Here is a 21,900-nt window from a genome sequence, read left to right as displayed (position 1 = left end):
CAACTAATAGGATAATAATTTACCTTTGCTGGTATTGAGCTAACCATAAAACATCTCGCGCGATGGACAGGTCAATTCTGGCAGAGCTAATTCGCAAAAACAAACGACTAATAATACCTAACGTGGGTGCCTTCCTTCATCGTGATACTGAAAGCAACACCCAGCTTAGCATTACTTTTAGCCCATTCCTAAAGTATAACGATGGGCAACTCGAAGATTTACTGATAAGTAATTATGGGCTTTCAAAGATTGAGGCAGCCGAGCAAATAAAAAAAATATCGATTGAAATTATTGAAGAAATAAAAGAAAGTGGTTCATACGCAATACCCGGTATCGGAATACTAATAAATGATTCAAAGGGTTCCATTAGTTTGACATCGGAGGAATTATCAAGCCAAAGAAAGTCAACCGACCCTAGCGATGGTAAAAATATTCAAACCACCAACATTGATTCCCCCCTTGAGGTAGACGTGAGTACCAGTGACAAAAACCAAACCACCAATGATTCAGCTGTAAAAGAAGAGATAGTTCAAGAAGAGAACACCATTACAAAACATTACACTGAGGTTAGCCCGGGGGTTGAGCGTGTTAACACCAATGCCCTCGATAGCATAATAGTTGAAAAGTCGTCAACGGAAAATAGCAATCAATTTGAATTCAATGATTTGGAACAAGTCAACATGAAAAGCTCTAGTAAAAAAAAGTCACCATCACTCCTACGTGTTTTTGTTTTTATAGCAGTGTCGCTAATTGTAATACTTACATTTGCATTCATTTTGAGGGAGTTAGCCTTTGCCCCCGATGAGGCCGACTGGGAAAACATTAAAAACAAACCGGAAAAGGTAGAACCTATTAAGTTACCAACCGACAATGCTTCAAAATCCGATGATTTTGACAAGAAATTTGAAGCCACAAACCCTGCCGACGAGGAGAGCGAAACCGTAACAGGTAATGAGCAACCAGCACAAACAACGGAAGAAGTAATTGAAAAATCATTAACCCAAAGTACTCCTGTAAGCAACCCATCAACAATTTACAGCCTTGTGGTTGGAAGTTTTGCCGAAAAGGCAAATGCCCAAAAGTTCGTGAACGATCTTAAGGCAAAGGGGTTTAGCGCTGAGGTTTATAGCAAACCTAACGGGAAGTATCTTGCTGTAATTGGCCGATATAGTAAAAAAGACGAAGCCAATCAACAGAAGGAAAAGCTCAAGAACCAATTTCAGGGAATATGGATTATTAGCCGATAGCGATGAACAGAACTAAGCAATGCACCTACCCGCACATTGGAACTGTAACCTACACGTATAGAACCGGAAGTAAACGAATCACTTTAAGAGTAAAAAAAGATAGTTCAATCCATGTTACCATCCCCTACTTTGTAAGATTCTCATTGGCAGAGGATTTTGTGCTATCAAAAACAGACTGGATAAGAAAGAAAATCCAAGAAAATGCGGAGCGTATAAAGCCTATTACTGAGTTTAAAAGTAAGTATCACTTAGTTCGCCTGCAAGCCGAAAATAGCCTATCTAAATGTAAGGTTTTAAAAAAAGGAACTGATGTGCTGTTACTTTATCCGTCAACCGCTGACCCGGCAAGTTACAATATACAGTCGCTAACAAAAAAAGTTATAACCGAAGTATTACGCGCCGAGGCTAAATATTATCTGCCCCAAAAGCTAAAGGAATTAGCCACTAAGCATAATTTCAACTATGGTAAGGTTTCCATTCGTAACTCAAAATCGCGATGGGGAAGTTGTAGCGGGAAGAACAATATTAGCCTTAGTCTAAGGTTAATGTATTTGCCTGAGCATCTTATTGACTATGTACTGCTCCATGAGCTTTGTCACACGAAGGAAAAGAATCATGGCCCTAAATTTTGGCAAATGTTGGACTCGGTTTGCCAAGGAAATTCAAAAATGTTCTCAAAAGAGCTTAAGAAATTTCTTATCCCTTTCTAACTTTAACCTAATAACCCACAAACAGGGAATTACTCATCCAGGGAGTTAATGCGTTCAGCCAGTTCAACCACTTCGTCGTAAAAATCATTGGCTATTTTCTGGTAATCAACTTTGGTTGATTCGCCCCTTTTGTATGTTTTTTTTGAGATTTTTGAAATAGTTTCCTGTTCTAAAACCATTATATCGGAAATGATGTCAAGAATCCGCTCCTTAGATATTGGCTCAGAATAAGTTAATTGGGTATAGCACTCGTCAAGCAAATGTTTTGTCATTTGCTTGATGTCCTTTTTAAGATCTTTTACGCTGGCCATATCAAAATATTAACTACAATTTTCCCATATAAATATAAACCATTTCTTAAAAAACAAGTAATAATTGATATTTTTTTTGATGAAAAGTGGTTTCAAAATTTTGCTTGATTTCACTAGTATCCGTAAGCCTTACCTTCAATCCTCTCAGGGATAACTCTAAAAACTTTTACATTTTTAATGGCTGGCATACTATACTCAAAATTATCGCGGCCAGAATATTTTTTCATAATAATATTCATACATTTCCGCTTTTCATCTAAGTTGGTTATTTCCTCAACCTTACCGTAAATAAGAACGCTACGGTACTTCATTGACCATGAGCAAGCAACATCCTCATGCTGGTAGCGTAAATGGTAGTCGGAACTAAAAGCTACGCATACGCTTGGATTCTGTTTCCAAATATCTATTTTTCTACCTTCAGGACCTGAATGAAAGTAAAGAATACCTTGATCATATCCAAAGTTAAAGGGTAAAACGTAAGGGTTTCCCTCCAAATCGACCATACCAATGTGGCAAACATCAACCGAATTGATAACCTGTTCAATTTCTGCTTGTTGAGTAATAGTCCGAGATTTCATTGCAATTACTTTTATTGTTTAATACAAATTAAGTAAAAAATGATATCGCACGCTACTTGCTATGTACCATTTTAAATTTTTATGATCTTTTTTGCTAGGTAACCAAAAATCAGCACAGGCATGGTAGCAATAATATGAATTAGCCATTCCTTTCCGGTTAGTGGAACTGTTCTAAAAACTTCGCCACCAAACTGTACTATTGCAAATTGTCCTAACAAAATTATTGTGGCAATTGCAACAAATAGTTTATTGGACGAAAAGCTAAACACACCAACACCACCGAACAACCTCCGTGCGTTAAAAAGGTTCCAGAACTGCATTAAAACAAATACATTAAAGAAGCCTGTGAGTTCCCTATCACTAAAACCTGCATCATGCTTTAAGTAAAATAGTAAGCCAACAAGAACTAAGTAAAATAAAACTGCTGTAGTTATTAGATACCTTAAAATACCAGAACTCAAAATAAACTCATGTGGTGACCGGGGTTTCTTTTTCATTACCTCAGAATGTGGTGGTTCAGTGGCTAGTGCAAGCGCTGCAAAGGTGTCCATAATCAGGTTAACCCAAAGCATTTGGGTAACGGTTAGTGGTAAATCGATTCCGGTAAATGGCCCGGTTAGCACAATTGCAACAGCAACAAGATTTATGGTAAGCTGGAAGTACAGGAATTTCTGAATGTTTTGGTAAAGAGCCCTACCCCAGCGGGTTGCATTTACAATGCTTGAGAACGAATCGTCCAAAAGGATAATATCGGAGGCATCTTTGGCTACCTGGGTTCCTGAACCCATTGCTAAACCAACATCGGCCTGGTTAAGGGCCGGGGCATCATTAGTACCATCACCTGTAACGGCAACAACATTATGTAACCTTTGGAGTAGCGATACCATCCGCAGCTTGTCAGTAGGTCGAGCCCTATACATCACTTTTATACCGGGTAACACCTTTAAAGCCTCATCGTCGGGTAGTTTTTCAAAATCGGGGCCCGAAATGGATGCATGTTCAGCATTGCTGGCCAGTAATCCTGCATTTTTACCAATAGCAATAGCAGTATCCTGGTTATCGCCTGTAACCATCTTAACATCGATACCAGCCATATGGCACTCACTTATTGCAGTAGGAACATCGTCGCGCAATGGGTCAGCAATACCAACTATTCCCAGGAATGTTAAGCCCTGAGGCGTATCAGTATCGGTAATGCTATCAACTTCACTCTTGGAATAGGCAAATGCAATAGTTCGCAATGCCTTTACCTGAAATTCCTTTAGTTTTTCCAGTACACTGCTACTAACCGATTGGGGATCGCACATGGACAGAACCTTTTCGGGTGCGCCTTTAACCAAAAGTAACTTTCCCTCAAAGTCAGTAGATTGCCCCAGTGTTAACATGTACTTTTTTTCCGATGAAAAAGGATGCTGAGCTAAAGTTGTAAAACCATCGCGAAGCACACGATAATCGACACCATTCTGGTAAAGCCAAAGTAAAAGGGCTCCATCGGTAGGATTTCCAACAATGGTATATGGTTCATGGGAGAAATCGATATGAGCCGTAGAATTTACAGCCAACGATAATTTTACAAGAATCGGAAGTTCATTGCTACCCGTATCACCCTGAAAATCCCACTCAATTACCTGCATACGGTTCTGGGTTAGTGTTCCAGTTTTATCGGTACATATTACCGTGGCAGCCCCCATGGTTTCAGTTGCTTGAAGTTTTCGTACCAGGTTGTTCTCAGCGGTCATTTTGCGCATGCTGTAGGCAAGGCTTAAGGTAACGCTCATTGAGAGACCTTCAGGAACTGCAACAACTATTAGGGTCATGGATACCATAAAATAGCTAAGCAGGTGACTTAACAGATTACTATCAAGCGCCACCGATGCATTAAAAATATCGATGTTAAATAAAACGGCTATTACCAATCCCATTAAAACCAGTAACATTGCCGATGCTAGTAGCACAAGCATCTGTCGCCTCGTATTATTGGGGTAAGGTAGATGAATTTTAGCAGACAACTTTATCCAGCTAAGAATTGCATTTACTGAAGGAACCCAGTACTTGGCAAGTATAATGATAATGGCAATTACTGTTACAGCCAGAATATACTCCTGCTCAAGGGTATAGCTGTTAGCTGGATTTATCAAATCAAAAACAGTGAGTATTACAAATGCCAGGATAGCTATAAAAAATGCAGCTGAACTAATGTACTCGCTCAGCTTTTGAAGTTGCTTTGTTAAAGGGGTTGGGTTATTTACCTCAACGGTGGCCGCTCGAGCTGTTTTACCAATTTCAGTACTATCACCTACGGCAGTTGTACGGTATATGCCATGACCATCGGTAACCGTAGTGCCCTTAAGAACCTGGTTGGGCGAATATGTTGTTTTAAAGCTATCAGTTGTTATTGAGGTTTTGTTTGTGGATGGCTCACCGGTAAGAGATGACTCGTTCACTATTAGCGAAACTGATTCCAAAAGAACCCCATCCGAGGGAATTTCATCACCACGATCAACAATAACAATATCGCCAACTACCACATCGCGCTTAGGAACCGATGTAACCCCACCGTTCCGAATAACCTTTACCGGAAGCTCATCGTTTACATTATTAAGCAGTTCAAACTCTTTTGATGCTTTGTACTCATTTATAAATGCCATGATCGTGGCCAATAAAATAGCCACAATAATCCCAACGCCTTCCAAGTAATGGCCATTTGTTATGCCAATAGCAATTGCAATAATGGCGGCTACAATGAGAATCTTAATAATAGGATCTTCAAACTTTTCAAGTAATAGTTTCCACCATGGAGTTTGAGGCGGCGGTGTAATGATATTCACACCATGCAAATCCCTACTTTGGATAACCTCACTATCAGTTAAACCCTTGTAACTACTCATATCTGTAAAAAATACGCAACACAAAGAAAACAAAAAGATTTAAGAATGGTTGGTCGAATAGCCAAAAAAATATACGTTTGCAGTTAAATTGAACTAACAACTTTTCACAAAATGGGAAGAGCATTTGAATACCGAAAAGCACGCAAGCTGAAGCGCTGGGGAAACATGGCAAGGGTGTTCACCAGGCTTGGAAAAGAAATAACCATGGCCGCAAAAGCCGGCGGACCCGATCCGGAAACTAACCCTAAACTCCGGCTTTTAATCCAGAATGCAAAGGCCGAGAACATGCCTAAGGAAAATGTTGAGCGTGCCATTAAAAGAGCAACCGATAAAGACACCAAGGATTACAAGGAAGTTGTTTATGAGGGTTATGGACCCCATGGCATAGCCATTTTGGTTGAAACGGCAACAGATAACCCTACAAGAACTGTGGCTAATGTTCGTAGCTACTTTAACAAGTACGGAGGTTCGCTTGGAACTACTGGTATGCTCGATTTCATCTTTGAACGAAAGTGCTCATTCAAGGTTGCCAAAAACCCAAATATATCAATGGAGGATTTAGAACTTGAACTCATTGACTTTGGAGTTGAGGAGGTATTTGCTGAGGATGAAACCATTATGCTATTTGCTGAGTTCACCCAGTTTGGACCTATACAGAAATTTCTCGAAGAAAAAGGATTAAGCATTATTAGCTTCCAATTTGAGCGAATCCCTAACGATACCAAAAAACTCACTCCCGAACAGCAGGCAGAGGTTGAAAAACTCATTGAGAAAATTGAAGAAGATGAGGACGTAACCAATGTATTTCACAATATGGTTATTGAGTAAATGTCCATTACAATAATTAAATGGCCACCCTAAAGTGGCCATTTTTTTTATGCGTGAAAAAGAAGTACCGGTACATCCGATTGGTAAATCATCCGTTTAGCCAACGAAGGATTAAAGAGTTTGTAGATCAGATTCCTTTTAACCGAAGTAAGAGCAACGAGGTTAATACTATTCTTATTGATGTATTCAAGAACACTCTTATCCGTTTCCTTACCAACAATAATATCACATTTTATTGATACATTAGATGTAACACTTGCCAGATATTCACGGGTAGTGGCCATAAGAGCATTTATTCCGGGCGATTCCGATTTGTCCGTTACATGAATGCAGTGTAGTTCAACCTGGAATGGTGAAACAATTTTAAGGAGTTTACGAATAGAAACATTATCGTTACTATCGAAATTGGTAATGTAAAGCACCCTTTTAACCTCGTCAACCCCCTTAAGAACAGCCTTTTCGGGAATAACAAGCAGGGGAATATGGGTCTCGTCCGAAACCTCGGCAGCCACGCTACCTACAAGTTCAGTACTCCTGTACCCTTCGCCCTTAGTACCCATAACTATTATTCCGGGCTTATAGCGTTTACTTGCCTCAATAATGCCGTAGGCGGCATATCCCTCACGTAAAGTGTACCCTATTTGCACGTCGGCAAACCCCATTTGGTTTGCAAATTCTAAAAGATTTTCATAGAACTTGACCAAGCGCTCCTTTGCTGAGTTATAAAGCACATGGTAGTTCATGTCAAAATCAATTTGAATACTTGCCACATCGGTAAATGGAATCATATCAACCACAGGCGAGTTGAATACATGCAGCAGTTTAATTTGAGCATTATACCTTGAGGCAAGCATGACCGCGTATCGCGCAGCGTTTTGCGATGGCTCTGAAAAATCGACTGGCACAAGAATTTTACGGAGCTGTTGATCTGCCTTTTTAATTTCCTCATCGTGGTGCATTGCCGATAGTAATTTCAAAGCTTTTTCAGCATCTGATTCCCTGATTAGCACCTTTACTCCTTCAGCTATGGCTCCCTGGAGTACATTCACACTTCTTAGAAAGCACTCCACACCATTTGCCTCGAGGTACGATTTTAGCACCAAAGCTTTTGAATTGGTTTCGGTTGCAATAACTATTAACTTATCTTCCATAGGATTTTAGTTTTCAATAAATATAGGGCATTGGTAAAGAAATGTCAAGTAAAATATGAAAAAAAAGGCTGCAAAAAATGCAGCCTTTTAATTATTTCTTATTAATAATTTATTTTGCGTAAAGATTACTAAATAAATCATCAATGAATGAGTTAAACCTTTCAGCTACCAAAGGCATGAGTGTTTCGGCCTTAACCTGTTCACCGTTATTGAACTTAAAGTAAAGAACCCAATCTTCGCCCTCCAATACCCATACAAAATCACCTACCTTATCGCCGCTGGTTGTGTAAAGCGAAAGCGAAGCCAAATCGTTAGGGTTGCCTGTTTCTAATTCACTAGTGTTGGCTTCAATTTTTAGTCTAAACTCCAAATTACCAATAATCTGTTTGGCAGTAATTGATACGTTAGCAGTAGAATCGGTTGTAAAAGTAGATGTCAAATCTGCTATCTCACCATAGAATAGTTTGCCACTCTTTTTAAACTCGAAATCCTTACCGTAATAAAATTTATTGTTTATGGATAAATCTAAAGACTCTTGGGCAGTTAATGTGAAAGCACCAAAAGCAATCTCAACTTTTGTAGAATGCTTTAATAAATTAGTGATTGTTGCAGAATACGAAAGACTAAATACCTGATTACCATCCTTTTCAATTTTAACCTTAATACCTGTTGGAACAGTTTCACTGTAAACCAGCGTGGTTGTAAAGTCATAGTAGGTAATGGTTACGTTGTTCGTAGCATTATTTGCCGGGTAAGGAAATTTAACAATAACCTTGTCGGTTGGAGTAGATTCATGTGTCCACCCATCAGGAGCCCAGGTCCAGGTTCCTTTAACATCATTGAAAAACTCAATTAGAAAATAATCAAAATAGAATTCAATTTCTGGGTTCTCTAGCAGTAGGTTCTGACGAGTCAACTCGTAAGCCTTTTGAAAGCGCGAGGGTACAACACTTTTTGAAACATCCGATTTTACGTAAAATGGCGAAGGCAACTGGGTAGCAAAATACTCCTGAACCTTGTACCCATCGGTAGCAACAATTTCACCACTCTTGGTTAGTAACTCTTGCTCAGCATTGGTAATTTGCTGCTGTGCTTCATCCTTGTTCAAATCTTTTGTATCATCCTTTTCGCAGGCAACAAAAGATACCATTCCTGCCAAAAACAGGGCAAATAAAGTGAACCTTTTCATTTTCATAGCTTTAAATTTTATAGTTATTAAATTAAACATACAAGCAAGTTAATGCAAATGGCATGCCAAAGCAATTTTTTCAGCTGTTTTATGTCAATCGATACTTGAATTTAGTCAACACTTATGGTGAAATTGTCTACAAAAAATGATTTTAAGAAATTGCTCCTTAGTTCATAAATATATTTTTCTATTTTTGTTGGTTAACATAAATTAAGGATTGGAGATGAAACAGTTTCTTTCATATATTTTATTAAGTCTGAATGTTATAGTTTGGGCTGATGCTAATGCTTGTACCAACTACTTGATAACCAGGGGCGCAAGTGCCGATGGTTCAACCATGGTGAGCTATGCTGCCGATTCCCACATAAGGTATGGGGAATTATACTTTAAACCACGTGGCATTTGGCCTGCAGGTACAATGATTACCCTTTACGATAGGGGAACAAACAAGCCCCTTGGGCAGATCCCTCAGGCCCCCGAAACCTACCAGGTTATAGGGTTTATGAATGAGTATCAGGTTGCTATAGGTGAAACTACTTTTGGAGGAATAGAGGAGTTGATGGACTCAACCGCCATTGTTGACTATGGTAGTTTAATGTTTCTTGCACTCCAAAGGGCAAAAACTGCTCGTGAAGCCATTAAGGTGATGGTTGAACTTGTAGATCAATATGGTTATGCTAGTAGCGGAGAGTCTTTTTCAATTGGCGATCCCAATGAGGTTTGGATCCTGGAAATGATTGCTAAGAAAACCAACCTCAAGTATGATAAAAAAACAAAGCAAAACGTTAATATTGATAAGGGTGCTGTTTGGGTGGCCATTCGCATCCCCGATGGTTACATCTCAGCCCATGCAAACCAGGCAAGAATTCAACAATTTCCTCTCGAAAACCTTAAAAGTTCCATTAGCAGCAAAAACTTAAACCTTATTTTCAACCCAGAGGTTGAAACAGTTTACTCGCACGATGTTATTAGCTATGCCCGTAACCATGGTTACTTTAACGGCACCGACAGTGAATTCAGCTTTAGCGATGTATATAACCCAATAACTTTTGATGGTGCCCGTTTTTGCGATGCCCGGGTTTGGGCTTTCTTTAACCATGCTAGCAATGGAATGGATAAGTATTGGGACTACGCAAAGGGTGAAAACCTAAAGAATAGAATGCCCCTATACATAAAACCTAACCGAAAACTCTCCCCACGGGATTTGATGAACTTTAAGCGCGACCATCTGGAAGGTACAGAACTTGACATGAGCAAGGATGCTGGAGCAGGTCCCCATGGACTGCCTTACCGCTGGCGACCTCTAACATGGAAAGTTGATGGTGTAACCTACTTTCATGAACGCGTAACGGCCACTCAACAGACAGGCTTTTCGTTTATTGCGCAAATGCGCAACTGGCTTCCCAACCCAATAGGTGGAATTTTTTGGTTTGGAGTTGACGATGCCGCCTCAACCGTTTACGTTCCAATCTATTGTGGAATAAGCAGAGTTCCCGAAAGCTACTCTGAGGGTAATGGCGATATGCTAACCTACTCACCCACTTCGGCTTTCTGGGTGTTTAACCGTGTAGCACACTTTGCATACCTGCGCTACGACTTAATAATGAAGGATGTGAAAAAGTTACAGGATGAACTAGAAAGAAAGTTTGAGGCCTACACCCCAGCAATTGATGCAGCAGCCCTAAAACTTTGGGAAAACAACTCTAAACTTGCCATTGAATTTTTGACCGATTATTCTGTAAACACTGCCAATAGCACGGTACAAAAATGGAGCGAACTAAGCAACTGGCTGTTAGTAAAATACATTGATGGTAATGTAAAAAAGGAAACAAATGGCGAATTCTTACGAAACCCATGGGGCTATCCTGTAAGCCCCTCGCAACCCGGATACCGTGAGGAATGGTTGAAAACTATATTAAAAGATACAGGCGATAAGTTTAAAGAACCAAACCAAAATAAACAGTAACACAAAAATCAATTCCAATGAAAAAAATCTACACACTACTACTACTTGCGCTTTCAGGATTACTTGTTATTGCAAATCCTGTTGATGTAAAATTGGCCCGAAAGGTTGCCATTAACTACCTTAGCGCAAAAAAGGGGGCAGGTATTGATACCTTCGATTTAAAACTGATAAACACGCATCAGTTTGATGGTAAAGATGCCCTTTACATTTTTGCTATGAGCAAAGGTGGATTCATTATCGTATCGTCCGATGATGAGGCAAAGCCAATTATAGGGTGGTCGTTAACCAACCTTATGCCCAAAAAGATTGATAACCCTGTGGTTTTAGAACGGTTTAATTGGTATGCCATGCAGGTAAACTATTCAGCAAAATCAAATATTGGGGATAAGTCGGTTAAGCAGGAATGGCAGGACATACTTGATGGAAAAATTGCTAAAGGCGTTAAAGGCGGTGGACCACTTTTGGCAACCATTTGGAATCAATCGCCCTACTATAATATGCTTTGCCCTACGGGAACTCCTACAGGCTGTGTAGCCACGGCAATGTCGCAGATAATGCGTTACCACCAATGGCCCCAAAACGGAAAGGGATGGCATAAATACGTACACTCCACCTACGGAACTCAGTATGCCAACTTTGAAGCAACTACATACACATGGGCCAGTATGCCAAATGAGCTAACCGCAGGTAGTACATACGAAGAGAAAGTTGCTATTGCAACTCTATGCTACCATGCCGGTGTTGCAGTAAACATGAACTACGCAACCGATGGTTCAGGTGCGTTTAGCAGAGATGTTTTGTACGCCCTTACAAACTACTTTAACTACGACCCAACCACTATTCAAATCTACACCTTTAACCCTAACAACCAAACCGAATGGATAAATATGGTAAAAACAGAAATTGATGCTGGTAGGCCAATTTACTATTCGGGTAGTAGTAAAGCTAGTGGAGGCCATGCATGGGTTTGCGATGGGTATAACGACAACAGCGAACTACATATTAACTGGGGATGGGGTGGATCTGCAAATGGATACTATGCTGCATCGGCAATGAAACCCAATGGAACTAGTTACGATTTCAGCGAAAGCAATCAGATGATTATTGGTATCAAACCAAACCAGTCAGACTTCAAACACCTTTGGGTACAGCAAGCCAGCGGCTTTGGGAGCCCATCTCGAGTTATTCAATACATATCGGCAGTAAGTAATAGAGTGGCTTGGGCTGTAGCATACGATGCATCTCGCTCCACCCTCAAGGGAACCAGAGAATTTACTGTAACTAGCGACGGAGGAGCTACTTGGAAAGCAGGTTTAATTAACCCTGCTAACTCTTCGGGTCATGTTGCTGGAATGATATGTGCTATTGATGATAAAACGGCTTGGGCGCCTCTATTTGATAGTATAAATGGAGGTGGGATGATTGCCAAAACCACCGATGGCGGAAAAACCTGGACACAGCAAACATCCGCTACTTTCACTAAGCCTAACGGTTTTCCAAACGTTGTTCATTTCTGGGATGCCAATAACGGCTTCTGCATGGGCGATCCTAACGGAGGATACTTTGAAATATACACCACAACCAACGGAGGAGCAAACTGGACAAGAGTATCCCAAGCCAACATTCCAGCACCCCTAGATGGTGAATACGGCGTAATTGGCTACTATGATGTTATTGGCGATAATGTTTGGTTTGCCACAAATAAAGGTAGGATATATAAGTCAACCAATAAAGGCGTAAGCTGGCAGGTATACCAAACCCCATTAACTTCAACCGCTTTTGAAATTGCATTCAAGAATAGCAATGAAGGTGTTATTTATGGAGTGGAAAATAAAATAGATAAGTATTATAGAACCACTGACGGTGGAGCTACTTGGACTGAATTTACACCAAGTGGAAGTGTATACACTGCTGATTTATGCTGGATACCAGGTACCGATACTTTAATATCGACTGGTTCCAACTACTCTGCCAATAAAATGGGCGTATCCTTTAGCGTTGACGGCGGTAATACGTTTACCGATTATGCACCCTTTTACAAGAATTTCCAGTTTACAAATATGGGTGCCTCGCCAAATGGCACAGTTTGGGCTGGAAGTTTTAACTCAAGTGCTAACTATGGCGGAATGTGGAAGAAAGGGGCATCGGTGCTTTCGGCTAATTTTACCGTAAATAAAACTACTGCCTATCGCAACGACAGTACGGTTGTATTTACCGATATGACCTATGGCTCGCCAGAATCGTGGGAGTGGAACTTTGGCGAGGGTGCTGAACCTGCTACAAAAACAGGTAAAGGTCCTTATACCGTTAAATACACCACTTATGGGGATAAAACAGTAACCTTAACCGTTCAGAAAGGTAACGATATTCATGTATATGTTAAAGAGAAAGTCTTAAACGTTACTTGGCCCTCAGGGGTTGATACTCACAATAATGATAATAAGCTTACTGTTTATCCAAACCCAACCAATTCATCGGTTTTTGTTAACATTGCCGGGTTTACAAAAGGTATAATTGATGTTTACAACATTACTGGAGCACTGGTATGGACCTCGGGAACAGAAACAACGGAAGGGAAAATTGATGTTTCAAATCTTTCTACCGGTGTTTATCTTATCAAAATTAAGGACGATAATGGTACGGTTACAACCCGTAAGCTAACTGTTACTCGTTAAAAAAGAACTAATGGAGTTAATGAAGGGGGCTTGTAAATGCCCCCTTTTCTTTTTTACTTTCAAGCTATTTGAACCCCTAAACTTTTCATTTCGTTAATGGCCGTTTCACCATCAATTGGATTGACATTAACTGCCTTAATAGCATTTAGGGCTAACGTTACCTTAAATCCAAGTTTTATAGCATCAATTACTGTATTTTTCACACAATAATCGGTGGCTAAACCGGCAACAACCAACTCGTCAACGTCTATTTGACGTAACCACGATGCTAAACCAGTTCCCTGAAAACCTGAATATGCCTCCATATCGGGCTCGGTGGCTTTAGATACAAGAAAAGCAACAGAGGGAAAGTATAAGTTGGGGTGAAAAGCAGCACCTGGAGTTCCTGCAATGCAATGCGGAGGCCAAATCCCCCCATTCTCTTTGAATGACAAATGGTTAGCTGGATGCCAATCGCGGGTAAAAATGATTGGTAATCCATCGGCCTCAAATTGTTTGCTAAGCTCGTTAATGGGGTCAACCACTTTATCGCCATCGGTTACTGCCAAGGCACCGCCTGGGCAAAAGTCGTTTTGAACATCGACCACTATTAATGCTTTCATAGAATTCACTCGTTTGGATTATACCTTTGCAAACGTGGGTTTGGCATGAAATACCTGCCGACCTTAGCCATGGGTTTACCATTAACTTGAACAATATCGGCAGTAAAATCGTAACTTCCCTGCATGAGATAACTGCCAACACCATAGGCATCAACCGGAACACCCATTCCCTCGAATTGCCTTATACGGTCAGGGTTAAAACCTCCTGAAACCACAATCTTTACATTTGAAAATCCTTCGCGGTCAAGGGCTGAACGCACAAGTTCTACCAACTTGGGGTTAACCCCGGTAGGTTTGTAAGTACCCATTAATGGGAATACGCTTTTATCGACAAGATTCTCAGAGGTGTCGAGCCTAACACCCCATAGCTTGTCGCCCATGGCGCGAGCACACTCCAAAGCGGTATTTACGCAATCGTTATCAAAATCAACCAAAGCTATAAGGGTTGCATTAGGGTATGTTTCATGGAAAAACTGAACCGCTTTAACGGTATTGCCACCAACGGCGGCTATTAATGCATGAGGAATGGTTCCGGAAGCACCAGCTCCCCACCATTCGCCCTGTGCATCGGTGGAAACGCCCGATGCACCGCCAATATGAGCAGCATAACCATCGCCACCCTGAACAGCCCAATGGTCGAACCGGGCGGGAAAGTACAAAACTGTTTTACCGTTTGCCGCTTCAACAACCCTTCTGACATTGGTAGCAATTTTGGTACGGCGTGCAAGAATACCCAAGTATATAGTTTCAAGATGTGCAAATAACGAGGCATCGCCATGGATATGCATAACTGATTCATAGGGTGATATGGAATCGCCATCCCATAGGGCATCAATCTCTATTTCCGAGAAACCATCAATCCATAGGTTATCCAACTCCTGCGATACCCTAATACGCTCCTCCTCAATTTGCAGATACCTGTTTTTATCGGTTAAAAACTGTTTTCTGGCAAGTTTCTTTAAATCGATTAGTTTATCGAAAAGCTGGTATGCTTTTGAGTAATCGGAATATCGGCCACTTGCCACTTTGAGAACAGCAATGGCCTCATCAATACCACAAAGTATGGCGTTATTCTTTTGAAAAACCTGCATGGTTACCCTAGGGTGAAGGTCATGGTTTTCCAGAACAACTTTTTCGCGCCAAAAATACACATCGCTGCGGTAACCCCGGCGGAGTTCCTGCACCGGAAGATCGAATATGGTTGTGTTTAAACGTTTTTTCATATCTTGCTAAATTTAGTAAAAAAGGGGATTGACATCAATCCCCCTTCATCAATATTTAACAAATTTCTATAGAACAAGTTCATTGGCCTGCCTGCGTTGCATTACCAAGCCAATAATGTGTAGCTTAATTATTGGCTTGCCCAATGCGTTCGACTCTAGGGTAACCGTTCTACTTATTCGCTGAGGTTTAGGCTCAATACGAAATTCAACCCTAATTTCCGATTGCTTACCCGGCAATACAGGTGCTTTTGACCATGTCTTAATATTTGTTCCGCAGCAACCTGTAACATTTCTAATGAGCAAGGGTTTCCTACCCGAATTGGTTAAATTAATAAGTAAAACACCATGCTCACTGGATAAATCGTCGAGGTAAATCTCCCCCATATTAAGCGTATCGGCTGAAACTGTTATTAAATCGCCTTTACCATTTTTAACGGAATAAACGCTAACTTCCTGTGCTCTAAGAGCAAAGGAAAACAGAACCAAAGCGGTAAATACAAATAAGGTTCTCATATGCATCAATTTTAGTAAACATATCGAACTTTATGCCAAAAATAGTAAAACTTTATTCTATTCAACACAAATATTGATTAGGCCAATGCTAACTTTGCAAAGCTTAACTTAAAAATCCATAAAAATGGGAATTGATTTGAAAGGTTTCAATGGGTTTATTTTCGATATGGATGGCGTTATTGTTGATAACTACCTATACCATATTGATGCCTGGGGAGAATTTTGTAAACGGCATGGATTGAACTTTGAAGTTGAAGACTTTACAAGGAAATACTTTGGAAAGAATAATACCGATATTCTGCAAGCCTTATTTGGGAAAAGCCTTTCTATTACTGAAATTGATATGCTTGGCGAAGAAAAAGAGGCAATTTACAGGGAGTTATACCAGCCCTATATCAAACCCTTGGAGGGGCTTTTAGATTTTATGAGGGAATTAAAAATACAAGGTGGGAAAATTGCTATTGCCAGTTCTGCTCCACAAAGTAACATCAACTTTGTTGTTGAGAAAACATGTATAAAGGAATATATTGATGTTTCAGTAAATGGCAACATGGTTAGGCTTGGTAAGCCCAATCCTGATATATTCCTTAAAGCTGCAGAACTTTTACGTATTCAACCTGGAAAATGTCTTGTATTTGAGGATTCATTTTCCGGAATTCAAGCTGCAATAAATGCCGGTATGCAAGTTGTAGCCTTAGCTACTACACATAAAAAGGAGGAGCACGATCCTACTATAACCACAATTAACAATTTCAAAGAATTACTCTAGGGATATTGACTTTTACTGGATGTATTCATATATTGCAAGAAAAAACTATGAGGTTTCTTGCATTTATTGCAATTTTACTAGCATATAGCACAATAACAGCGCAGGAAAAGGAGATTGATCTCTACTCCCTCTCATTAGAAGATTTGATAAATATTGAAGTGTCAATTTCCACCAAAACTAAAGTTGGGCTTAGGGAAACCCCGGGTATTGTAACAATCATTACTAAAGAGGAAATTAAGAGAAGTGGAGCCAGAGATATAATCGAGCTGTTTCATCTTTTTGTACCAGGATTTGATTTTGGTGTTGATGTTGAGGGTGTAGTAGGAATGGGAATACGAGGAATTTGGGCGCATGAAGGCAAATACCTTTTCATGGTAAATGGCTTTACCATGAATGACGGAATGTTTGCATGTGTTCCATTTGGAAATCACTTTGCGCTTGATAATGTTGAAAAAATCGAAATTATACGTGGCCCAGGATCAGCCATATATGGTGGATTTGCCGGACTTGGGGTTGTAAACATAATCACCCGCGATACTTATGAGTATGGCGGCAAAGTGACCTACACCGCCACCCATACCGGAAAACAGTTTAGCCATAACCAGCTCAGCGTTGGCCATACCATTCATGACAACGATTTGTTGATAAATATTTCAGCCACCTATGGTGCAGGCTCCCGAAGCGATAGAGCCTACACTGATTACTACCGGAATAGCAGAAATCTACTAAAAGCAAGCGACACCTATACAAAGCAACTAGCATTAAAACTTGACTACAAAGGCTTCACAATTCAAACTTTTTTAGATGATTACCTTTACTACCAAATAGATTTGTGGGATGAACTATATAGGGGCACACCAGTTCATGAGAGTTTTAAAAGCAACTTTGTTGATTTATCGTATAAATTTCAGAGGGCAAATTTTAACGTAATACCTCATATTACCTACGAATGGCAAAAGCCATGGCAAGTAAACATTCCAGAAATAAACTACAGCAACAATAAGATATTCCAAAGTCTTACACCAGGCATTAGCGCTTACTACAACAAAAAGGCCTTACAGGTTGTTAGTGGCGTTGAACTTAAAACTGACAGGCTAAGGCTGCCTAGCATGGTTGATACTCTTTATGAAGAAACCTTCAAGAATGGAAAAGACTTGCTATCATACACCAATTTTTCGGCATACAGCCAGTTGCTTTGGAACTCAAAATATGTAAACCTAAATATTGGGGCTCGATACGATTACTCAAGTGAATTTGGAGATGCTTTAACTCCACGAATTGGATTAACAAAATTGTTTAAGCGATATCACATTAAGCTGATGGGGAGTAAATCGTTTAGAACACCTGGGGGAATATTGCCCAACCGTATTCCAAACGATTATCCCAAATTATATCCCGAGTCAGGTATTACCTTTGAGTTTGAGAATGGTTTCCTAATTTCAAATAATTCGATGTTAACCCTAAACCTTTATGACATCACCTTTGAGGATATTATCATATATGGAAAAGATGCTCAATCGGGAGTAGGATACTACAAAAATCAGGGTAAAATTGGAACAAGAGGAGTGGAAATGGGTTTTAAAATGAATACAAGCAAGGTATTGAGCACCATAAACCTTGCTTACTATTCCAGGAAAAACTCTGATTCCGACAGCCTATTCATGGTACCCAATAAAACAAATCAGTATTTAGCGCTTTCACCATTAAGGATTAATGGATTAATAAGCTACAAGATTTCAAACATAACATCCTTTTCAGTAACAGCATCGTACTTTGGGGAGAGGTATTCATACAACTATATTGCTAATAATAACGATATACTTGTTAAGCAAAAGACAAATCTACTGGTAGGGATTAATATGATAGTTTCCGATTTCCCATTTAAAAATTTTGAAACCCAACTAATTGCCACAAATCTGTTGGGTTCAGATTTTTACTATTTACAACCCTACAAAGGGGCCCATGGGCCACTGCCTGGTCTAGACAGGAGTTTTGGATTTAGAGTGATTTATGAATACTAAGAAAGCGACTCAGTGAGTCGCTTCCCCGGTAATAATATTTACTTTCAAATTATTTTTCACCTTCAGGTTTAACTTCTTCATCGGTTTGGTTTAGAACCTCTAGAAGCCCTTTGCTTTGGAGCAGGTTATACCAACCAATAATCTTTTTAATGTCACTTGTGTAAACCTTGTCCCTGTCAAACTCAGGTAAAACCTTTTCAAAGTAGCTTCGAATTTCCTTATCGGCCGATTTGTTATTAATGGCTGGGCCTCCGTTTTCAAGCACTTCAATCTTTTTCAGAACATCTTTCAAGGGTATTTCCTCGGTTTGGGTGAATACAGCAATGTCAGCAATTGCACTAACCCTAGCTGATGCGGGGATAAGGGTACGTTTGCCGTCGGTAAGCGATTCAACAATTACCCCTTGGCGACCCTGAGAAATAAACCTGAATAACCCTGAATATCCAGATATTGCTAGTAGTTCTTTAAGTTTTACTTCCATACTAAAACGAGTTGTTTGTTAATGCGAAGTTAATTAAAAAATTTGGTAATCTAACTTTTTTTCAACCTACCATAGTAATACTTTGCCCAAACCAAGTAGAATGTAGCAATAATATTTACCAGATAATTTAACCATAAAGGCCATTGATACTTACCTACAACCATATCGTTGTAGGCAATATATACAAAAGTAAATAGTACTCCAAATGCCCACATCAGGAGAAAAAGCCAGTTAAAACTTTGGACATCATGTGTCCGCCAAGTTTGAACCACTTGAGGTAGTACGCCTATACTCAGTATGATATTACCAAACCAGCCCACCGCTTCAATAAAATCAGTTGTATTCACTGTAGTGTAGATTTAGTTAAACCCTCGTTCTTTTTTAATCTTCTCGTAAGCCTCATTAACCATCTTAAATTTTTGCTCGGCAGCCTGCCTGATATCCTCGCCTAGGTGTTGTACTTTATCGGGATGATACTTAATGGCCATTTGCCTGTATGCCTTTTTGATTTCCTCGTTGGTAGCATCGGGCGAAACCTCAAGTATTTTGAAATACTTATCGGTATCGGGTATAAACATTGCCTTAATGGAACTGAAATCGGCATCGGAAATATCGAGATAGCCAGCAATTTCAATAATTACCTTTAGCTCCTCAGAGCTAACAACACCATCGGCCTGCGCTATTCCAAAAAGGAAATGCAACAGCTGTAAGCGTGAATGGTAGTCGACATTCTCCTTAATCTGTAAACAGACATCGCGAAGCGGAACAGCCTGCTTAAGGATATCGCGAAGCAGAAGAATTGCCTCACGAGCAGCCGCTGGTCCAAAATTGGTATAGAAGTAACTCTTAACATACTCCAGTTCCGATTTAAGCACCTTGCCATCGGCTTTCATAACTGCCGAGACCAATACAAGTAGGCTTACAATAAAACCATTACGACTAGTTTCGCCGGTATAAATCTTAGTGGTTTCCATACTATCGAATATGGAACCAATAGCAAAACCCAGAATGGCACCAATTGGCCCAAAAAGTGCCCATCCTAGCCCACCGGTTATCCACTTACCGTACTTACCCATTTTTAATTGACGTTAAAATTTGAACAATGCCTAATACCTGTGGTAAAACGAGTTGATTTGAGCTGTTATCAACTATGAAATCGGCTAATTTTTTCTTCTGCTCCTCGGGCATTTGTTTTGCCATTCGCGCTCTGACTTCCGATTCTGAAACTCCATCGCGCTCAACTACGCGTTTAATTCTGAGTTCCTCAGGTGCTGTTACAAGTATAGTTTTGTGAAGTTCACGGAAAATTCCGGTTTCAAATAGTATAGCCGATTCCTTAAAGACTAACCCACTTTTAGCGTTTTGCAAGCACCATTGCTCAAAACTAAGTGCTACAGCTGGATGAATAATACTGTTAAGTTCTTTCAGCAAAGTGTCGTTGGCAAACACTAGCTCGGCAACCTTCTTGCGGTTTAGCTTGCCGTTGGGGTAAATGTCGTTACCAAAAAGCCCCTTGACCTTTTCTATAACTTCGGGATCGGTATCAGTAATGGATTTAGCCACTAAATCGGAATAAAATACAGGATAACCCAAAACCTCAAGGATTTTACAAACCAGTGTTTTACCACCTCCAATACCACCGGTAACACCGACCCTAAGCAACATTACTGTTTCTTTTTTATAATAATAAAATCGACCTTGCGGGGATCTATTTGAATATTTCCAATAAAATCAGGGTACCTAACAAGCTTCACAATAGCTTTGCCAGATTTTTCCATTACAAGGTCATTGTAATCGCAAATGATTGAAAAATGATCGGGTTTTAAAGCAAAATACTTGCTAACTGCCACGTTACAGGTAACGGAAACAGTTTTTGGCGAGAGCATAACCTCATATCCATAAGGGGTATTGATGCAAGAGATTGGCACATTAACCCGCGCCTCGGTAAATTTCTCCACAGGAATTGAAATACTTACCTCTGAAGGCTTAAAACTTAAGCCCTTTATCGGTTTAATTGGGATGGTTGTATTGATATTATCGTAGATATCCTCGAGGGTCAGGGGTTGTGTATAAACACAGCTAAGTGTATCGATGATTGAGGCGGGCCCAGTAACCTTTACTACCTTAGGAACAACAGTATAGCTGCCAGCCTGCATATGCTGTTTGGAATACGTAATATTCAAATCGGGTTTAACGGGAACTCTTTTTTGAACAACATCGCTCAGGTGGAAGTAAAGTGTATCAGGGCTGACTTCAAGTAAAGTAAATTCGGTCCCTAGCTGCGAGGTAAAGTTATCCAGTTGTCCTGAAAGAACAACATAGTAATTCCCTTTCACAAAGTCAGCACCTTGAGCAGATACTGATAGTGGCTTGTAATATTTAAAAAGCTTATACCTTAACAAATTATACCCCAAAGCCTTAACTCTTAGGGTTACCGTTAGGCTATCGGATGTTAAAGCTACCTTAGTTTCTGGCAACTCGGATAAATTTACTTTATAGGTAATGGTTGATACGTACTCATACCTTAACTTAATAAGTAACCAAAGGATTATGGATATAACCAGAAAGAAAAGAAACATGTATACACGCTTGTTCAAGCGGATTTTATCGGGCTGGAGAAATTGATTGTAATTTTTTAGGGATTGTTGATTCACAGGGAAAAATTCAATTGATTTTGGAAACCAAAAGTAAATTATCTTGGCAAAAAAACCTAAGGTTGTACTAAAATTATTAGGGGTTATCGAGTTG

Annotated in this window: 20 protein-coding genes; 7 read left to right on the top strand and 13 right to left on the bottom strand. The window is 39.9% G+C overall.

Going from position 1 to position 21,900, the window contains the following annotated elements; all coding sequences use genetic code 11:
- Positions 1-62: 62 nt before the first annotated feature.
- Positions 63-1,247, top strand: a complete 1,185-nt coding sequence (locus WHS63_RS00575) for an SPOR domain-containing protein (RefSeq protein WP_445203424.1) — start codon at positions 63-65, stop codon at positions 1,245-1,247.
- A gap of 2 nt (positions 1,248-1,249) precedes the next feature.
- Entirely contained in the window at positions 1,250-1,957 is a 708-nt protein-coding gene (locus WHS63_RS00570; RefSeq protein ID WP_445203423.1) for a M48 family metallopeptidase, read from the top strand.
- A gap of 29 nt (positions 1,958-1,986) precedes the next feature.
- Here WHS63_RS00570 and WHS63_RS00565 read toward each other — a convergent pair whose 3' ends face one another.
- From WHS63_RS00565 to WHS63_RS00555, 3 genes are all read right to left on the bottom strand, one after another.
- Positions 1,987-2,268, bottom strand: a complete 282-nt coding sequence (locus WHS63_RS00565) for a hypothetical protein (RefSeq protein WP_445203422.1) — start codon at positions 2,266-2,268, stop codon at positions 1,987-1,989.
- 113 nt (positions 2,269-2,381) lie between these two features.
- The gene (locus WHS63_RS00560; RefSeq protein ID WP_445203421.1) at positions 2,382-2,846 is read right to left on the bottom strand and encodes a pyridoxamine 5'-phosphate oxidase family protein; all 465 of its coding nucleotides are present in this window, start codon (positions 2,844-2,846) and stop codon (positions 2,382-2,384) included.
- A gap of 71 nt (positions 2,847-2,917) precedes the next feature.
- Positions 2,918-5,734 (bottom strand): calcium-translocating P-type ATPase, PMCA-type, encoded by a 2,817-nt coding sequence (locus tag WHS63_RS00555; RefSeq protein WP_445203420.1) that lies wholly within the window; start codon positions 5,732-5,734, stop codon positions 2,918-2,920.
- Positions 5,735-5,845: 111 nt separating this feature from the next.
- Here WHS63_RS00555 and WHS63_RS00550 point away from each other — a divergent pair, with 111 nt between their 5' ends.
- Entirely contained in the window at positions 5,846-6,562 is a 717-nt protein-coding gene (locus tag WHS63_RS00550; RefSeq protein WP_445203419.1) for a YebC/PmpR family DNA-binding transcriptional regulator, read from the top strand.
- Between the two features lie 47 nt (positions 6,563-6,609).
- Here WHS63_RS00550 and WHS63_RS00545 read toward each other — a convergent pair whose 3' ends face one another.
- Both WHS63_RS00545 and WHS63_RS00540 read right to left on the bottom strand, forming a co-directional pair.
- A complete protein-coding gene (locus WHS63_RS00545; RefSeq protein ID WP_445203418.1) occupies positions 6,610-7,713 on the bottom strand; it encodes a universal stress protein in 1,104 nt (367 codons plus the stop codon).
- Positions 7,714-7,822: 109 nt separating this feature from the next.
- On the bottom strand, positions 7,823-8,908 hold the full coding sequence (locus WHS63_RS00540; protein ID WP_445203417.1) for a hypothetical protein: 1,086 nt from the start codon (positions 8,906-8,908) through the stop codon (positions 7,823-7,825).
- A gap of 217 nt (positions 8,909-9,125) precedes the next feature.
- On the opposite strand from WHS63_RS00540, the gene WHS63_RS00535 reads away from it, so the two are divergent.
- Both WHS63_RS00535 and WHS63_RS00530 read left to right on the top strand, forming a co-directional pair.
- Positions 9,126-10,868 carry a dipeptidase gene (locus WHS63_RS00535; protein WP_445203416.1) on the top strand — a complete coding sequence of 581 codons (1,743 nt, stop codon included), beginning with the start codon at positions 9,126-9,128 and terminating at the stop codon, positions 10,866-10,868.
- Between the two features lie 17 nt (positions 10,869-10,885).
- Positions 10,886-13,543 (top strand): C10 family peptidase, encoded by a 2,658-nt coding sequence (locus WHS63_RS00530; protein ID WP_445203415.1) that lies wholly within the window; start codon positions 10,886-10,888, stop codon positions 13,541-13,543.
- 59 nt (positions 13,544-13,602) lie between these two features.
- Here the strand turns inward: WHS63_RS00530 and WHS63_RS00525 are convergent, their stop codons facing one another.
- The 3 genes from WHS63_RS00525 to WHS63_RS00515 form a co-directional block, all read right to left on the bottom strand.
- The gene (locus tag WHS63_RS00525; protein WP_445203414.1) at positions 13,603-14,145 is read right to left on the bottom strand and encodes a nicotinamidase; all 543 of its coding nucleotides are present in this window, start codon (positions 14,143-14,145) and stop codon (positions 13,603-13,605) included.
- A gap of 5 nt (positions 14,146-14,150) precedes the next feature.
- Positions 14,151-15,368 carry a hypothetical protein gene (locus tag WHS63_RS00520; RefSeq protein ID WP_445203413.1) on the bottom strand — a complete coding sequence of 406 codons (1,218 nt, stop codon included), beginning with the start codon at positions 15,366-15,368 and terminating at the stop codon, positions 14,151-14,153.
- A gap of 66 nt (positions 15,369-15,434) precedes the next feature.
- Complete coding sequence (locus WHS63_RS00515; protein WP_445203412.1) at positions 15,435-15,881, bottom strand: DUF1573 domain-containing protein; 447 nt, start codon at positions 15,879-15,881, stop codon at positions 15,435-15,437.
- A 124-nt stretch (positions 15,882-16,005) separates the two neighbouring features.
- On the opposite strand from WHS63_RS00515, the gene WHS63_RS00510 reads away from it, so the two are divergent.
- Positions 16,006-16,650 (top strand): HAD family hydrolase, encoded by a 645-nt coding sequence (locus tag WHS63_RS00510; protein ID WP_445203411.1) that lies wholly within the window; start codon positions 16,006-16,008, stop codon positions 16,648-16,650.
- A 47-nt stretch (positions 16,651-16,697) separates the two neighbouring features.
- On the top strand, positions 16,698-18,671 hold the full coding sequence (locus WHS63_RS00505) for a TonB-dependent receptor plug domain-containing protein (protein WP_445203410.1): 1,974 nt from the start codon (positions 16,698-16,700) through the stop codon (positions 18,669-18,671).
- A gap of 49 nt (positions 18,672-18,720) precedes the next feature.
- Here the strand turns inward: WHS63_RS00505 and WHS63_RS00500 are convergent, their stop codons facing one another.
- The 5 genes from WHS63_RS00500 to WHS63_RS00480 are packed head-to-tail and all read right to left on the bottom strand — an operon-like array spanning position 18,721 to position 21,749.
- On the bottom strand, positions 18,721-19,152 hold the full coding sequence (locus tag WHS63_RS00500) for a DUF5606 family protein (RefSeq protein WP_445203409.1): 432 nt from the start codon (positions 19,150-19,152) through the stop codon (positions 18,721-18,723).
- Between the two features lie 50 nt (positions 19,153-19,202).
- On the bottom strand, positions 19,203-19,499 hold the full coding sequence (locus tag WHS63_RS00495) for a PQ-loop domain-containing transporter (RefSeq protein ID WP_445203408.1): 297 nt from the start codon (positions 19,497-19,499) through the stop codon (positions 19,203-19,205).
- A 12-nt stretch (positions 19,500-19,511) separates the two neighbouring features.
- A complete protein-coding gene (locus tag WHS63_RS00490; protein WP_445198441.1) occupies positions 19,512-20,228 on the bottom strand; it encodes a TerB family tellurite resistance protein in 717 nt (238 codons plus the stop codon).
- Entirely contained in the window at positions 20,221-20,817 is a 597-nt protein-coding gene (coaE, locus tag WHS63_RS00485) for a dephospho-CoA kinase (RefSeq protein WP_445203407.1), read from the bottom strand. The genes WHS63_RS00490 and coaE overlap by 8 nt, the downstream gene beginning before the upstream one ends.
- Positions 20,817-21,749 carry a CdaR family protein gene (locus WHS63_RS00480; protein WP_445203406.1) on the bottom strand — a complete coding sequence of 311 codons (933 nt, stop codon included), beginning with the start codon at positions 21,747-21,749 and terminating at the stop codon, positions 20,817-20,819. The genes coaE and WHS63_RS00480 overlap by 1 nt, the downstream gene beginning before the upstream one ends.
- Between the last annotated feature and the right edge of the window lie 151 nt (positions 21,750-21,900).

It is taken from the genome of Tenuifilum sp. (assembly GCF_037481895.1).
Classification (GTDB): Bacteria; Bacteroidota; Bacteroidia; order Bacteroidales; family Tenuifilaceae; genus Tenuifilum; species Tenuifilum osseticum.
This window is presented reverse-complemented; position numbering and strand designations above follow the sequence as displayed.

Coding starts and splice junctions, on each gene's coding strand:
- WHS63_RS00575 (WP_445203424.1), top strand. CDS start 63: ATGGACAGGTCAATTCTGGCAGAGCTAATTCGCAAAAACAAACGACTA.
- WHS63_RS00570 (WP_445203423.1), top strand. CDS start 1,250: ATGAACAGAACTAAGCAATGCACCTACCCGCACATTGGAACTGTAACC.
- WHS63_RS00565 (WP_445203422.1), bottom strand. CDS start 2,268: ATGGCCAGCGTAAAAGATCTTAAAAAGGACATCAAGCAAATGACAAAA.
- WHS63_RS00560 (WP_445203421.1), bottom strand. CDS start 2,846: ATGAAATCTCGGACTATTACTCAACAAGCAGAAATTGAACAGGTTATC.
- WHS63_RS00555 (WP_445203420.1), bottom strand. CDS start 5,734: ATGAGTAGTTACAAGGGTTTAACTGATAGTGAGGTTATCCAAAGTAGG.
- WHS63_RS00550 (WP_445203419.1), top strand. CDS start 5,846: ATGGGAAGAGCATTTGAATACCGAAAAGCACGCAAGCTGAAGCGCTGG.
- WHS63_RS00545 (WP_445203418.1), bottom strand. CDS start 7,713: ATGGAAGATAAGTTAATAGTTATTGCAACCGAAACCAATTCAAAAGCT.
- WHS63_RS00540 (WP_445203417.1), bottom strand. CDS start 8,908: ATGAAAATGAAAAGGTTCACTTTATTTGCCCTGTTTTTGGCAGGAATG.
- WHS63_RS00535 (WP_445203416.1), top strand. CDS start 9,126: ATGAAACAGTTTCTTTCATATATTTTATTAAGTCTGAATGTTATAGTT.
- WHS63_RS00530 (WP_445203415.1), top strand. CDS start 10,886: ATGAAAAAAATCTACACACTACTACTACTTGCGCTTTCAGGATTACTT.
- WHS63_RS00525 (WP_445203414.1), bottom strand. CDS start 14,145: ATGAAAGCATTAATAGTGGTCGATGTTCAAAACGACTTTTGCCCAGGC.
- WHS63_RS00520 (WP_445203413.1), bottom strand. CDS start 15,368: ATGAAAAAACGTTTAAACACAACCATATTCGATCTTCCGGTGCAGGAA.
- WHS63_RS00515 (WP_445203412.1), bottom strand. CDS start 15,881: ATGAGAACCTTATTTGTATTTACCGCTTTGGTTCTGTTTTCCTTTGCT.
- WHS63_RS00510 (WP_445203411.1), top strand. CDS start 16,006: ATGGGAATTGATTTGAAAGGTTTCAATGGGTTTATTTTCGATATGGAT.
- WHS63_RS00505 (WP_445203410.1), top strand. CDS start 16,698: ATGAGGTTTCTTGCATTTATTGCAATTTTACTAGCATATAGCACAATA.
- WHS63_RS00500 (WP_445203409.1), bottom strand. CDS start 19,152: ATGGAAGTAAAACTTAAAGAACTACTAGCAATATCTGGATATTCAGGG.
- WHS63_RS00490 (WP_445198441.1), bottom strand. CDS start 20,228: ATGGGTAAGTACGGTAAGTGGATAACCGGTGGGCTAGGATGGGCACTT.
- coaE (WP_445203407.1), bottom strand. CDS start 20,817: ATGTTGCTTAGGGTCGGTGTTACCGGTGGTATTGGAGGTGGTAAAACA.